Raw genomic sequence first — 14,019 nt, forward strand, 5'->3', positions numbered from 1 at the left:
TTTGCTGACATACTGACCGGCATGGCAGACACACTGACCTGCCCGGACTGTGGGAAAGACATCGAGACCACGGACGACCTCGAGGAGGGCGAAGAACTCACGGAGATAGCAACGGAGGAGGGGACCATCTCCCCGTACAGCGATAAGACGGGTAACCTGTTCCTCTGTGGCGGCTGCAAGCGGCCCCTCGGGTTCGAGCGCCACTGACCCGCTGGAACGTCGAGCGAAGCCTGTTTTCCGGCCCGCGATGGGGGTGGTCGCTCAGGTGAGAAAGTCGGCCAGCTCCTCGCGGTACCGCTCGGGGCGGTCTTCCATCACCCAGTGGGTAGCGTCGTCTAGACCGGAAAGCGTCGTGTCCTCGATGTCGTCCTCCAGGCGGTGGGCGGTCGCTATCGGCTGGAACTCGTCGTCGGCGCCCCACAGCAACAGCGTCTCCGCAGTGATACTCCCGGGGTCGATCTCGGTCGTGTGGTTGGTGTTGGTCGCGATGGCGTCCCGGACCAGCGACGTCACGCCCTCGTCGGACGCCCACGGTGCTTTCATCCCCTCCAGGAACGCCTCGTCGGGGTCGTCGCCGACGAGCGTGTTCCTGAACATCTTCTCCAGCAGTTGCTGGATATCTTCGACGTCGTTCTCTCTGGCAGTTTCGGGCAGCCCGAGCTGTGTAATCGTCTCGATGGGCCAGGAGTCGTAGGCGACCCCGTTCGAGATGACGAGCTGGTCGACCAGCTCGGGCGTGTTCGAGGCGTAGCGCAACGCGACGCCCCCGCCGAGGTCGTGGCCGACGAGCGAGACGGTGCCGAGGTCGAGTGCCGAGACGAGCTCCCTGACCATCTGCTCCTGTATGCGAATCGAGCGGTCGAACGTGTCCGCCATCGAGGAGTTGCCGTAGCCGAGCATATCCGGCACGATGACTCGCCGCTGGGCGGCTATCGGCTCGACGACGTCCCGCCAGAGAAAGGAGTTGGTCGGGATGCCGTGGACGAAGACGACGGGGTCGCCCTCGCCCGCGTCGTAGTAGGCGACGTCGAGGGTGTGGCCGTCGACAGTGACGGCGGCGTGGTCCTGCTGGGACTTCCAGTCGGCGTACGTTGACACAGTGAGTTCCTCCGGGTCGAAGCTGGGTGGCCGGACGGAAAGAAATAGTGCCTGTTAAATACTTTCTCCGGCGCGTCACTCGCGGGACTCCGAGCCCGCCTCGTCAGCGGTCCCGCCGTCCTCGACGCGAACCTGCTCTCGGGCCGCCCCGTCGGGGTCGCGAGCGTCGCCTCGCGCCCGGTACACCGGCAGTCGCAAGCCGACCGGCAGCGAGCGCCACCGGAGTTCGAGCAGGAGCCACGTGAGGATAGCTGCCAGGCCCAGCACTGTCGCGACGGTTTCGGTCACGCCCACCCACACCGGCGCGACGTAGTAGGCCGCGTTAAGCCACCGCGGCGGGACGACCTGCCGGAGGAGCTTCGCGACGGCGACGACGGCGTCCCGGTCGCTCTTGGCGTTCGAATCGCTCGCCTGCTGGCCGCCAGTCCGCGAAGTGAGGTTCGCCTGCCGGGCGCTCTCCCCGCCGGAACTCCCCTCGCCGGTCCCCAGCCGCTCGGCGTCGTAGGGATGGGCAAGGGGGACCGACCAGACGACGCTGCCGTTGGGCGCGACCTCTAGTACGCGGTCTCCGTGGGTGTCGGTGACGAGCGTGTTGCCGCTGGGCAGTCGGTCGGCGTCCCGGGGCCACTGGAGCTGCCCGTCGGTCCAGGTCCAGGACTGCTCCCAGCTCCCGTTTGCTCGCTGGTACTCGACGACGCGGCCGTTCTCCGAGTCGGCCACGACCACGGCTGGGCCACCTCGCGCTTCGGGGATGAAATCGGGGTTGTGCTGCTCGTGGAGGATATCGTGCTGGTCGTCGGCCCCGAGCGTCCAGTTCGACTGGATACCGGTCTCACGCTCGAGAAAGACGACCTGGTCCTGGTTGCGAAGACTGACCATGATTCGGCCGTCGTCCAGCAACTCGACGTCGTTGAGATGGGTCCAGTCGCCGGGGTAGGGGCCGCCGCCGGTGACCGGGAACGCGTTCTGGGCGTCCCAGCGCCACTCGGTCAGTCCCGTCGTCGTGTTCACCAGCAGGACCTCGTCGGCGTTCATATCCGCGACGAGAATCTCGCTCTCGCTGACTCGGACGTGGTCGTGCCACTCCGCGGCCGTCTCCGTGTCGTCGTATCGGGACCGTATCACCGTCGTCTCGCCGGTCGTGAGGTTCGTCCGCTCGACCAGGTTACGGGCACACGGCGGGGCCCGGCAGTCGGGACCCTCGGTGTGAATCGTGTCGGTGGCCGTGTACTCGACGGTCGCCGCCGTCCCCGCGACGGGGTCGACGTCGAAGTACTTCGTGTGCTCGTCCTCGTAGTAGAGCCGGCTGCCGTTGGGGTGCCAGGCCATGATGGTGCCGTAGCGGGCGGACTCGGTCGCGACGGTGATGCCGTCGCTCGGGGGCGCCTCGGGCACGTCCGCAGCGGTCCCGGTCCGCGGGGCCGTCGCCGCGCCCTGGAGGACGACGAGCACCGAGAGCGCGAGCACGGCGAGCAGCGCCAGCCTGAGTCGGCGGCGGCTCACCCAGTCGGGGACGAAACGGCTCACACGGACTGGCCTGCGCGGGGCGATATCAGTATTGACGTGTTGTCCCTGAGTAAGGGTCTGCTGGCGTCGGTAGCAAGTGCTTACCGGGCTATCGCCGTCGGTCACTGCCGCTGGTCACAGGACCGACGTCCCCCTGTGTCACCGGCCCACACAACCGTACCACTAACAATCCTGGCTCTCGAAAGCCTGCCAACAGCAATGCCACAGGACCAGGCGGTGTACGGGGACATCCAGTTTCTCACCGGGTCGCCACACCGTCGAGCGGTCCTCGTTGCGCTCTGTGAGGAGCCGGCCCGTCCCCACGAGCTGTGTGCGGATATCGACGCCACGCGGACGACAATTCAACGCATCCTCGCAGGCTTTCGCGAGCGACAGTGGGTCGTCAAGCACGACGGGGATTACCGGGCGACGGTGACCGGACGGCGCGTCTGTGAGCACTACGAGGCACTCCACGAAGAAGTCACGCGAGCCCGCCGTTGCGGCCCCCTGGCGGCGCATCTGGGGCCGGTCGCCGACGACATTCCGGTGGGCGCACTGGAGTCGGGGCGACTCACGGTCAGCGAAGACGGGAGCCCGCTGGCCGTCCTCAGCCGGTTCACCGGGTGGCTACAGGCGGTCGAGGGGAAGTTTCACGCCATCTCGCCGGTGGTCGCCCAGCCGTTCAACGAGATCGGCGCCGAGCTGCTGAGCGGGGACATCGACATCGAGTTCGTCATCGACTCGGCGGTGCTGGAACAGTCGAGAGACCAGTACGAGGGGGACCTGGAGTTCGGCGCGGACCACGACGGCATAACCATCTACGTCCACGAGACACCCATCTCCCTCGGGGTGGCCTTCGACGACGAACGCTGCTGTGTGGTCGCCTACGACGACGGCAACAACCTCAAGGCGATGCTCGAAGCCGGCGAGGGTGACCTGTACGACTGGACCACCGAGGTGTTCGAACGCCACCGCGAGCGCTCGGTCCCGCTGGCCACGCTGTACGACGCGGAGAACACGGTGGGGGACCGCTGAGACGGGGACGGGCAGCGCGTCGGTGCGCTGCCAGCTGTGGAGGGCCGAAGCGGTCGGTGCCGGGACCTGGGCAGGCTCCCCGGTAGGAGGCTCAGACGCTGGCTCCCTATACTTATCCGCTGATGGATGTTACAGGAGCTGTAACACCTTCGGCCACAGGTTCTTCCCTCGGGGCCGCCGAGATACTGTGTGACAGTCCCGCACCGCCACGGCTTCGAGACACAGCGCGAGGAAGTCACGAACGAACGGCTCGCCGTCGAGGGCGACCTACCGGCGTGGCTGACCGGCCGCTACGTGAGCAACGGCCCGGGGCAGTTCGAGGTCGGTGACCGGACGCTCGGGCACTGGTTCGACCCGCTGGCGCTGGTACGCGGGTTCGCTATCGACGACGGCGTCACCTACACGAACCGGTTCGTCCGCAGCCGGGACTACGAGTACGCCCGCGAGCGGGGGCGGGTCCGCACGCAGTTTCCCGGGACCGCGCCGGACCGGCCGGTGTGGACACGGATTCGACAGGCCCTGACCGGCGTGTTCCCCGACAACCCGGTCATCGGTATCGCTCGCATAGACGGGGAGCTGGCCGCTATCACGGAGTCGCCGGTCGCGTTGACGCTCGACCCCGAGACCCTCGAGACGACGGGGCGCATCGACCTCACGGCCGGCCTCGACGCCGACCTCACGCTGGGGCATCCCCACTACGACCCGTGGCGGGAATGTCTGGTCAACCTGGGCGTCGCCTACGGCCGGGAGACGACCTACACCCTCTTTCGTCGGGACGGCGAGTCTGTCACTCCGACGGCGACAGTCGCGTTCGACGACGCCCCCTACGTCCACTCCTTCGCGCTGACCGAGCGCTACGCCGTGCTCCCGGCCATGCCCTTCGGGCTCGACCCGACCGCGCTGTTGCTTGGGGCCATCACTCGCAGGACCTTCGTCGACGCCTTCGAGCGGTTCGACCGGCCGGGCGAGTTCGTCGTCGTCGACCGCGAGACGGGCGAGATTGCGGCCCGCAACCGCGTCGACCCGCTCTTCGTCTATCATCACGCCAACGCCTTCCCCGACGGCGACGAGCTGGTCGTCGACCTCGTCGGCTACGGGGACCAGCGGGCCGTGACCGACCTCACGCTCGCGAACCTCCGGAGCGAGAATCCCTCGGTCCCCCGTGGCGACCTCCAGCGCTACCGGCTGCCACTCGACGGCGGCCGGGCGACCGGCGAGACGGTTCGCGAGGGCCACATGGAATTTCCCGTCATCGACTATCCGTCGCGGCTCGGCGAGTCCTACGACCGGTGCTACGTCGCCGAGGGCGACGGCCCGTCGGCGCTCCCGACCCGGCTGGCCCGTGTCAGTGTGCCCGACGGCGAGGCGGTGACCTGGCACGAGTCCAGCACGTTCCCGGGCGAGCCAATCTTCGTCCGCGCGCCAGAGGGTGCCGACGCCGAGGGCGTCGTCCTCTCGGTCGTGCTGGATACCGAGACCGACGGCTCCGTCCTGCTGGTGCTTGACGCGACGACGATGGACGAGCGGGCGCGGGCACCCCTGCCCCACCGGCTCCCCTACGGGTTCCACGGGCAGTTCTACGCCGCCGACAACCCAGTCCGAAGTATGGCATGACGGTGTCGCTGCTGGGCTGTCAGCGTTGGATCAGGCAGCTCGCATCGGCGACGAGCCCGATTGCCCGCGAGGGAAAAACGCGCGCTTGCTGTGCCTACCTCGGATATTTAACTGGAGGCTACCGGGTAACACCGGGCGAAAACTAAGTACCCGGCTCCCGTCGGTCCGGATATGTCACCGCCCGGGCGCGAAGTCCAGTACACGGAATCGGACGTCATCGAGGTGTTCAAAGACCGGGGCGACTACGCCGAGCCGCTGACCGCAAAGGAAATCGCGGACCGGCTGGGCTGTTCGCGGCGGACGGCGCTGAACAAGCTCCACGACCTCGAAGCGGAGACGGACATCACCAGCAAAAAAGTGGGCGGACGCTCGCGGGTGTGGTGGATTCCGGTCCGGACCGACTGACGATGGCCGGACGACGGAAACGCCCATCGCTGCCGGGACAGCGACGGCCATGAATCCCGTGACAGTGCTCTCGGGGCATCGGTTCAGGGTCGCCTTCGCGCTGGCGGCTCTGCTCTGTGTGGCCGTCATCGTCGGCGGCTACGCGACCGCCGAGAGCGACGCGTCGCTGGCCCGGAGCGACTCGGCTGGCGCGGACATCAGCAACGGGACCGGAGAGCAGGTCGTCCCACCCCGGGACAACGTCACCGTCGTCTCGACCGACTCGACGGCGTTTGTCACCGACGACGGTGACGGCCCGCGAAAGCGCGCGGAGCTGGTCGCGTTCGCCCCCAACGGAAGCCTCTACTACCGCAACGAGAGCCACACGCGCTACTGGGACGTCGACCCCATCGAGGGGACGAACGCCACCGTCGAGTACGTCTACGCCGACCACCTCGAGCCCGAGGACTGCAACTCCGAGAGCGTCTGTACGCGCAACGGTATCGAGCGGGTGAACCTGACCACCGGCAACGTGACTCACATCTACTCGCGAATCACGCCCGGGAAACACTCGACGCGGTGGCACGACGCCGACCGCATCGGCGAGGACCGGCTGCTGGTGGCCGACATCGCCCAGGACCGCGCGTTCGTCGTCAACACCACCTCCGAGCAGATAACGTGGTCCTGGGACGCCCAGACGGACTTCAACACGAGCAGCGGCGGCCCCTATCCCGAGGACTGGACCCACATCAACGACGTCGAGTACGTCGAACTCGAGGGTCGGGAGACGGTGATGGTGAGCGTCCGCAACCACGACCAGGTCGTCTTCGTCGATATGGAGAGCGGGCTGCGTGAGAACTGGACGCTGGGCAGCGACGGCGACCACGAGACGCTGTACGAGCAGCACAACCCCGATTTCATCCCCGAAGCGCGGGGCGGCCCGGCCGTCCTCGTCGCCGACTCGGAGAACGGCCGCGTCGTCGAGTACCAGCGAGCGAACGGCTCCTGGGAGCAGTCCTGGGAGTGGCGCGACCAGCGCCTGACGTGGGTTCGCGACGCCGACCGGCTGCCGAACGGCCACACCCTGATAACCGACTCCAACGGCGATCGCGTGCTGGAGATAGACGAGAACAGCAGCGTCGTCTGGTCGAGTACGATCGGCTTCCCCTACGAGTCCGAACGGCTGGGCACCGGCGACGAGAGCGCGGGCGGGCAGAGTGCGGCGGCACTCGGGCTCCCCGACAGGACGCCGTCGGCGGAGAACCGCTCGGCGGTGAGCGACGCGGCGACGCTCCTGCCGAAGCCGGTCGTCAACGGCGTCGCCTACCTGCTGCCGGGGTGGGTCGGCCCGGTCGAGTCCCTGGCCGCGGTCGGACTCCTCGTCGTGCTCGCGCTCTGGGCGGTCCTCGAGTGGCGCCGGCGCTCCTTCGAAGTACATTTGCGGTGGCCGGTGCAGATACGTAACAGATGACCAGCTCGCACGTAGACGGCGGGGTTCGAGCGGACGTCCGCGGGCGGCTGCCAGCGTCGCCGCTCTCCGGCGACGACGCCCGGTGGCTCGGCTGGCCGCTGTTGGTCGGGCTGGCCGTCGTGGCCATCTACCTCGGGACGAACGACTACCCGGCCTACGGGGCCGGGCTGTACGTGGAGACGGCCGACGCCATCCGGGCGAACGGCTACGCGCTCCCCGCGACAGTGCCCCACTACGGCCCCGAGGGCGTCCCCTTCGCGTATCCCCCGCTCATGTTCTACGTCCTCGCCGTGTTGCGGGACGCCGGCGCCGGGGCCTTTGGGACGTCGCTGTATCTCCCGCCGCTTTTCACCGTCGCGGCGCTCGTGCCGACGTATCTGCTCGGCCGCGACGTGGTAGGCGACCGCCGGGCCGGGACCGCCGCGGCACTGCTGCTCGTCCTGAACCCGCAGGTCCTGGAGTGGCATATCAGCGCCGGCGGCCTCGTCCGCGCGCCGGCGTTCGTCTTCGCGCTCTGGGGGAGCTACGCCGCGCTTCGCATCTTCCGGGACGGGGCCCGAGAGTGGGTGCTGCCAGGGCTAGCCGCGGTCACGCTGGTCGCCCACACCCACCCGACCTACACCATCTTCACCGTGGCCACCTATCTCCTCTTCTGGGTCGGTTACGACCGCTCGCCGACCGGATTCGTTCGGGGCGCGGTCGTCGGCTTCGGCGCGCTGGCGCTCGCCCTGCCGTGGCTGGCGACTGTCGTGAGCCACCACGGCGTCGCGGTCTTTTCCGGCGCCGGGCACGCACGGCGGTCTGTTCGGCGTCGTCTACCGGCTCCGCGAGTGGGGGCCGACCGGCGCCGTCGTGCCGATGGTCGCCGCCGTCGGCCTGCTGGGGACGCGCCACCGGGTGCTTGGCGCTGGACGGCCGCCGTCTGGCTCCTCTTTGCCCAGCCCCGCTTCGCCTACGCGGTCGGGGCCATCGCGATGGTCGCCGCCGTCGTCGAACTCGGCGAGCGGGGAGTCACGGACAGGGTCGTCGCGCTCGTCGACCGGGCCCGCGGCCGTCCCACCCCCGAGACACCCGACCGGCCTGACGGGGGTCGCGAGGCCGACCGGGAGACAGCCCTGGGACACGTGAGCGAGGTCGTCCGACCCGAAACAGTCGTCGCCGCGCTGGTCGTGCTCTCGCTGGTCGGTCTGGGCGGGGTCGGCTACGAGTTCGCCGGCGCGGACGGGACGACCCCGGAGTTCGTCGACGACGACGACACCGCGGCGATGGCGTGGGCCGCCGACGAGACCGAGCCGGACGCGACCTTCGTCGTCTTCGGCGACGCCGCCGAGTGGTTCCCGGTCTACGCCGACCGGACCATCCTCGTCTCGCCGTGGGGGGCCGAGTGGCGCGGGCCGGACACCTACGGGGCACACCTCGACGCCTTCGTCAACGGCTCTGAGTGTGCGAACCGGAGCTGTGCCGAGGCCGCGATGGCGACCGTCGACGCCGACCCCGACTACGTCTACCTGCCGCAAGGAGCCTACACGGTCCGGGGCGACTACGAGCGGGCCAACGGGACGCTTGCGGCGTCGTTCGGCGAGCACCCGCGCTACGAGCGAGCGTTCGAGAACGACGGCGTGGTCGTCTTCCGACGGCTCGGCGCCTAGTCTCGTCTCGGTTGGTCGCTATTCTTCGGAAGCCCGTACTCAGACAACTACCCTCCACGCCAGCGACCGTACAGCGACGTACAGCGACCGTACAGCGACGTACAGCGACCGTACAGCGACGCCACGCGGGGAGAAGAGACCACCCACACGCTGAAGAGTGCGAGCACCGTCCCCGCGACGACGTCGGTCGCCCAGTGGATGCCAAGAATCATCGTCGAGAGGACGATACTCACCGCGAGGAAGACGGCGACCGGCGTCCACTTCGGGAACGTCTCGTGGTCCCGTATCGCAAGCAAGGCGACGGTCATCGACAGCGACGTGTGCAGGGACGGGAAGACGTTCGTGTTGGCGTTGACCTCGCTGGTCAGCAGCTGGAATCTCGGGAGCGTATCGAACAGGAGCGGCTCGACGATACCGTAGTTTCGCGGCCCATAGGAGACAAAGAGGAGGTAACAGCACATCCCGATGGTGTAGTTGATGATGTAGGCAAATGCGGTGTGGCGCAGGTAGCGTCGCTCGGCGGCGACCAGCCCGGCCAGTAACGGGAACACGAGCAAGAAGGCGTAGCCGTAGACGTACACGTAGCCGAAATACAGGGTGAGCCAGCCCGGGACTGCAGACTGGAGGGTCGCGACGACAGTCCCCTCGATGGAGAACAGCAGCCGCGTGATGTTGAACCCGATGAGCCAGGAGAGGTCGACGCCGGTGGTGCGCACGCGGCTGTTTATCGCCAGCACGACCACGAGCAGCCCTATCGGTCTGGCTGCCATCCGGAGCCGCTCCGGGAGTTCGGTCAGTGACGCCCGGAGCCGCTCCGGGCCGACGACGACGGAGAGCGACACGGTCAGCATGAGCGCGAGGACCGCGACGACTTCCAGAAAGACGGCGACTATCCCCATCGCTATGACCGAAGCAATCGCTGCTGTTCATTGTATCGGTAGCCGACCGCCCGGAACGCCTTGCGAGCGCGCTCCGAGTCGACGGTCCCGCCGGTCCCGAGGAAGTCCGTGACCGGGTTCGTCGGCTCCCAGGCGAGGTCCGAAGGGAGCCACGCGGTGCCCGAAAGCGGACTCACTGCGGGGTCGACGTAGCCGTCGAACACCGACTCAGACAGCGCGCCTCGGTCGACCAGTCGGGCGAGCGTGCTCCGGAAACGCGGATTCGTCAGCGGCGAGCGGCGCGTGTTGAACCCGACGAAGTAGAACGCCCCGCTGCGCTCGAGATTGAGCGAGACGTCGTCTGCGCGCCCGATAGTCGAGGTGAGGTCGGGACCCACGCCGAGTGCGGTCACGTCGGCCTCGTCGTTCGCGACGAGATTCACTGCGGAGGCGTCGGAGCCGACGAACTGGAGTTCGAACTCCTCGAAGGGCGGCCCGCCGGACAGCGCGCTCGGCAGTCCGGTCTCCTCCGAGGTCGAAAGGAAGTGGTCGTCGAACCGCTCGAGCACCAGCGTCTGGCTCTCTGTCACCGACCTGAACTCTAGGGGTCCGCTCCCGACCGGCTCGATGTTCGAGGTCACCAGAGCGTCAGTCGTCGTGACGCCGACGTCGACGCCGCTGACCGTGGCCTTGTCCGTTCGGTCTTCCCAGACGTGCTCTGGCAACAGCGGCACAGTGAACACCCGGCGGGCGGTCTGTCGGCTACAGTCATCGAACTGCAACCGTACTGTCGTGTCGTCGACGGCCTCGGCGCTCTCGACGAGCGAGGACCGGCCGCGAAAGCGGAACGTCGGGACCGACTCGGAGAGCGACCCCAGAGAGGTGTCCTGCAACAGCCGGTAGGTGAAAGCCACGTCCGACGCGGTCAGACGCCGGCCGTCGTGCCACCTCAGTCCCTCGCGAAGCGTCACCTCGAGTTCGAGCGGCTCCTTGTCGGTCCACTCCCAGTTCGTGGCCGCCCACGGGTAGAGCGTGTCCCGGTAGCGGTACGCGAGTGTGTCGTACAGCAGGTCGGTGATATCCGACGGCCCGCGGTGGCTCGCCATGAGCGGATTGAGGTTCGCAGTCGGCCGGTCGTCGGGCGTAGTCGCACGGAGCCGTGTCGCCGACTCGTCGTTGCGGTTCAGTCCCAGCAGGTTCACCGGCGACGGGTCGAACACCCCGTTCCACCCGGTGAAGCGGTCGGTGCGCGCGGCCCGGATGACGTTGGGAAAGCCAAGCACCAGGAAGGGACACACCTGCACGAGCTGTCGCTGGATACGCGTGACCGTCTCGGTCCGCTGACGACCGGTCTCCCGGCGCTGTCGCTCCAGCAGGTCGTCCAGCAGGAGGTTCGTGTAGCCAAACGGGTTCTGCATCCCCGACTCGACCGAATACGTCGAGTGCAACAGCGGGTAGAACGCGTCCGGGTCCGCGAACGGGCCCGGGAACTGCCCGACGAACACGTCGAATTCGTGGTTGATGAGGGCCTGTCGGTAGAGCTCCTCGGCGGTGATCGGCTGGATACTCGTCCGGATACCGGCGGCTTCGAACCACTCCGACAGCTGGCGGGCGATGGCAATCGCGTACGGGTCCTGATCAACGGGACGTGTTTTGATAGAAAGCGAGACAGTCGTCGGCTGGTTCCGACCGACGAGCGCGCGGATCTTGCCGAGACAGCCGCTCGTCGCAGCCAGTCCCCCAGTGAGACCAGCCAGTGCGGACCGACGGGTGACCCCCACATCACCACCGGAACGGGACGCCATTACTGTAGGTGTTCACCTCATGATATAACAGCCCTGTGTTTGCGGACGGGCAGTCATATAAATCCGAACAGCGGGGCCACGAGCCCCCATATCCACACAGCGCTGCCAGCGAGCGTAAACAGCGAGCGACGGTCGCCGCCACCCGCCGCCAGCGCCCCGAGTGCGGCCGTCATCAGCAGTCGGTGCTGGAGTATCGTGTCCGGCGGGACCAGTCCCAGCATGGCGAACTCCAGCGTGAACCCGACCGCGAGCCCGAGGCCCGCCGCCGGCGCGGCCAGCCAGTTGGGCAGGTCGGCCCCGTACCAGGCCACCGCTACCGGCAGCCCGATAGCGAGAATCGGGTATAACACGAGGACGAACAGCTTCGGCGTGACGAGCGGGACAGCGTCCTCCAGTCCGATACCGAGGGCCCGAACGCCCAGCGGAATCCCGGCCGCCAGCCCGAAGACGACCAGCGCCTGGTCGCGGATTGTGGGTTTGGAGAGCGCCTCGTCGATACCCGCCCAGTCCCTCCGGGTGGTGATGCCGACGAGGGCCGGGAGGAGCATGCTCACCACGACGACGATACCGCGGTCGAGCCCTCTGGCGTTTCGCTGGTGTCGCCGTTCGACCGACTCGACGTCGCCGTCCTGGAACTCCGTCTCCAGCATGTCGGCGGTCCCGCGGATGTCGGTGACGGTGTGGCGCAGTCGGAACCAGTCCCAGTACTCGGAGTGGGCCTGCAGCGCGGTCCAGGAGGCGTCCTCGGAGGGGGCGAAGGCACGGACGTGGTGGCGCGAGCCCAGATAGGTCCCGACGTGGAGCTGGTACCGCTGTTCGAGCCACTGCCCGTCACCGGAGCCGGTTTCGACGTAGGTGTACCGCACCGACCCGTGGGCGTGTCGCCAGCTCGACACCGAGTTGCTCTCGGCGAGGTTTATCTGTGCGCCCAGTGGCTGCCTGGTCGGTTTCGTCCGTTCCCAGCCGTCCTCGACGTTCTCGCCGAGGATGTCTCTGGACGTCTCCGGGTCCTCGATGATAATGGCGTTGATGACGAGCGTCCGGTCCGCGAACGTCTCCGAGCGGCTGGTGTATGGCCACAGCCTGTCCCCGGAGTCACCGACCTCAATGATGGTCTGTGAGCCGTCGGCCTGCTGGCCACGGTCCGGCGCGTGGCCGGCGACCGGTGCCGAGAGCGCCGGGACGAGCGCGAGTGCAAGCACGGCGAGCGTGACGGCGAGATAACGCCCCATTGGTGTGGCGATTACTACAGAGCACAGCGTTAATTACGTGTCGTTCAATCCCCATTCGGCTGCGCGCTGCTTCGCTTCCTGTCGAGCCTGCTCGCGGATGGCCGATATCTTCTCTTCGTCTTCGAGGAAGGCCTCGACCGCGCCGTGGTCGTCAGCCGACTCGGCCCCCGCGGCGGTCGGCCGTCCGGCGGGCGCGGCCCGACGGGTGCTGTCGGCCAGCGCGGGGTCACCGGCGAGCCGTTCGGCGGGCATCCCCGGCGGGACACACAGCTCTTCGACGTCGTGGACGGGGGCGAGGTCCGCCGCGTCGAGTTCGAAGATCGAGACGTGGTAGGGCCCGGGGACGGCGAGGTCGGCCAGTGCCGGCGGCCCGCCCCGGTCGCTGCCGGTGTGATAGGCGACCACCGGTACGCCGTCGGTGAACGTGACGACGCCGCGACCGTCGGCATCGAGCAACAGTGAGTCCTGTGGCTCGAACACCGCGTACCCGGTCACCCTGCGGTCCAGCATCTCCGCGAGCGGCTCGCGCGGGTCCGAGACCACCCGGGACTTCAGCAGTCGGCCCTGGGGGAGCCTCATGGTGGCTCCGGGATGACCGCACTGCGGAACCGGTCGGCGACGTCGTCCGAGGGCCCGTCCCGAACCGACAGGGAGTCAGCCGCCCGGCGGTAGGCCGCCGCAGCCTCGCAGTCGGGGGCGTGAGCCAGCAGTGGCCGGCCCGCTCGGCGGGCCTCACGCGCGCGTTCGCTCTCGGGGACAGCCTCGAGCGTCGGCCCATCGAAGTAGCGCTCGGTCTTCTCGGCGACCGACTCGATACCGTCCTCACGGACCTTGTTGAAGAGGATACCCGCCACGTCGGTGCCGTAGGAGGTGGCGTACTCCTGGACTTTCAGGCCGTCCGAGATAGCGGGGATGGTCGGCTGGAGCACCACGACAGCCCGGTCGGCGATCACGACCGGGAGCACGGCGGCCCGGCTGTCCAGGGCCGGCGGCGAATCGAGCAGGATGACGTCGGTGTCAGCGGCCAGCGTCGCTACCACCTCGCGCAAGCGCGACGGGTCGGCGTCGCGAAAGCCCTCGAGACTCGTCCCACACGGGACGACCGTCATTCCGAACCGGTCGTAGGTCGCGTCCGCGACCGCCGCCGAGTCGGCGAGCACGTCGTGCAGCGTGGTCTCCACCTCGGAGAGGCCGGCGTGGAAGAGCAGGTTCGCCATCCCCGTGTCGGCGTCGACCACGGTGACGTCGTAGCGCTCGGCGAGTGCCATCCCCAGGGCGACTGTACTAGTGGTCTTGCCCGTTCCACCTTTCCCGCTGGCGACGGCGAACACTTCGACCATTATCGGT

Annotated in this window: 13 protein-coding genes; 6 read left to right on the top strand and 7 right to left on the bottom strand. The window is 68.1% G+C overall.

Annotation, left to right across the window (positions count from 1 at the left end):
• The first annotated feature begins 21 nt into the window (after nucleotides 1–21).
• Nucleotides 22–207 carry a hypothetical protein gene (locus P1K32_RS05190; protein ID WP_276251642.1) on the top strand — a complete coding sequence of 62 codons (186 nt, stop codon included), beginning with the start codon at nucleotides 22–24 and terminating at the stop codon, nucleotides 205–207.
• A gap of 54 nt (nucleotides 208–261) precedes the next feature.
• On the opposite strand, the gene P1K32_RS05195 is transcribed toward P1K32_RS05190, so the two are convergent.
• Complete coding sequence (locus P1K32_RS05195; protein WP_276251643.1) at nucleotides 262–1,098, bottom strand: alpha/beta fold hydrolase; 837 nt, start codon at nucleotides 1,096–1,098, stop codon at nucleotides 262–264.
• Nucleotides 1,099–1,173: 75 nt separating this feature from the next.
• Nucleotides 1,174–2,625, bottom strand: a complete 1,452-nt coding sequence (locus P1K32_RS05200) for an aryl-sulfate sulfotransferase (protein ID WP_276251644.1) — start codon at nucleotides 2,623–2,625, stop codon at nucleotides 1,174–1,176.
• Between the two features lie 198 nt (nucleotides 2,626–2,823).
• Between P1K32_RS05200 and P1K32_RS05205 the strand changes: the two genes are divergently transcribed.
• From P1K32_RS05205 to P1K32_RS05225, 5 genes are all read left to right on the top strand, one after another.
• Nucleotides 2,824–3,639, top strand: a complete 816-nt coding sequence (locus tag P1K32_RS05205; RefSeq protein WP_276251645.1) for a helix-turn-helix transcriptional regulator — start codon at nucleotides 2,824–2,826, stop codon at nucleotides 3,637–3,639.
• A 189-nt stretch (nucleotides 3,640–3,828) separates the two neighbouring features.
• Nucleotides 3,829–5,253: a carotenoid oxygenase family protein gene (locus P1K32_RS05210; RefSeq protein ID WP_276251646.1), complete on the top strand. Its 1,425-nt coding sequence runs from the start codon at nucleotides 3,829–3,831 to the stop codon at nucleotides 5,251–5,253.
• Nucleotides 5,254–5,424: 171 nt separating this feature from the next.
• Nucleotides 5,425–5,658, top strand: coding sequence for a helix-turn-helix domain-containing protein (locus P1K32_RS05215; RefSeq protein WP_220586463.1), 234 nt, complete (start codon nucleotides 5,425–5,427; stop codon nucleotides 5,656–5,658).
• A 49-nt stretch (nucleotides 5,659–5,707) separates the two neighbouring features.
• On the top strand, nucleotides 5,708–7,108 hold the full coding sequence (locus tag P1K32_RS05220; RefSeq protein ID WP_276251647.1) for an arylsulfotransferase family protein: 1,401 nt from the start codon (nucleotides 5,708–5,710) through the stop codon (nucleotides 7,106–7,108).
• Nucleotides 7,105–8,757 carry a hypothetical protein gene (locus P1K32_RS05225; protein WP_276251648.1) on the top strand — a complete coding sequence of 551 codons (1,653 nt, stop codon included), beginning with the start codon at nucleotides 7,105–7,107 and terminating at the stop codon, nucleotides 8,755–8,757. Before P1K32_RS05220 ends, P1K32_RS05225 begins: the two co-directional genes overlap by 4 nt.
• Nucleotides 8,758–8,804: 47 nt before the next feature.
• Here the strand turns inward: P1K32_RS05225 and P1K32_RS05230 are convergent, their stop codons facing one another.
• Genes P1K32_RS05230 through P1K32_RS05250 form a run of 5 tightly spaced genes read right to left on the bottom strand, consistent with a single transcriptional unit; the run spans nucleotide 8,805 to nucleotide 14,012 of the window.
• Nucleotides 8,805–9,656, bottom strand: a complete 852-nt coding sequence (locus P1K32_RS05230) for a phosphatase PAP2 family protein (RefSeq protein ID WP_276251649.1) — start codon at nucleotides 9,654–9,656, stop codon at nucleotides 8,805–8,807.
• 2 nt (nucleotides 9,657–9,658) lie between these two features.
• The gene (locus tag P1K32_RS05235) at nucleotides 9,659–11,440 is read right to left on the bottom strand and encodes an ABC transporter substrate-binding protein (RefSeq protein WP_276251650.1); all 1,782 of its coding nucleotides are present in this window, start codon (nucleotides 11,438–11,440) and stop codon (nucleotides 9,659–9,661) included.
• A 53-nt stretch (nucleotides 11,441–11,493) separates the two neighbouring features.
• Nucleotides 11,494–12,672, bottom strand: coding sequence for a hypothetical protein (locus P1K32_RS05240; RefSeq protein ID WP_276251651.1), 1,179 nt, complete (start codon nucleotides 12,670–12,672; stop codon nucleotides 11,494–11,496).
• Between the two features lie 33 nt (nucleotides 12,673–12,705).
• Entirely contained in the window at nucleotides 12,706–13,251 is a 546-nt protein-coding gene (locus P1K32_RS05245) for a DUF8054 family protein (protein ID WP_276251652.1), read from the bottom strand.
• Nucleotides 13,248–14,012: a nucleotide-binding protein gene (locus P1K32_RS05250; protein WP_276251653.1), complete on the bottom strand. Its 765-nt coding sequence runs from the start codon at nucleotides 14,010–14,012 to the stop codon at nucleotides 13,248–13,250. The genes P1K32_RS05245 and P1K32_RS05250 overlap by 4 nt, the downstream gene beginning before the upstream one ends.
• Nucleotides 14,013–14,019: the final 7 nt, after the last annotated feature.

Origin of the sequence: Haloarcula rara (assembly GCF_029338235.1) — an archaeon.
Taxonomy (GTDB): domain Archaea; phylum Halobacteriota; class Halobacteria; order Halobacteriales; family Haloarculaceae; genus Haloarcula; species Haloarcula rara.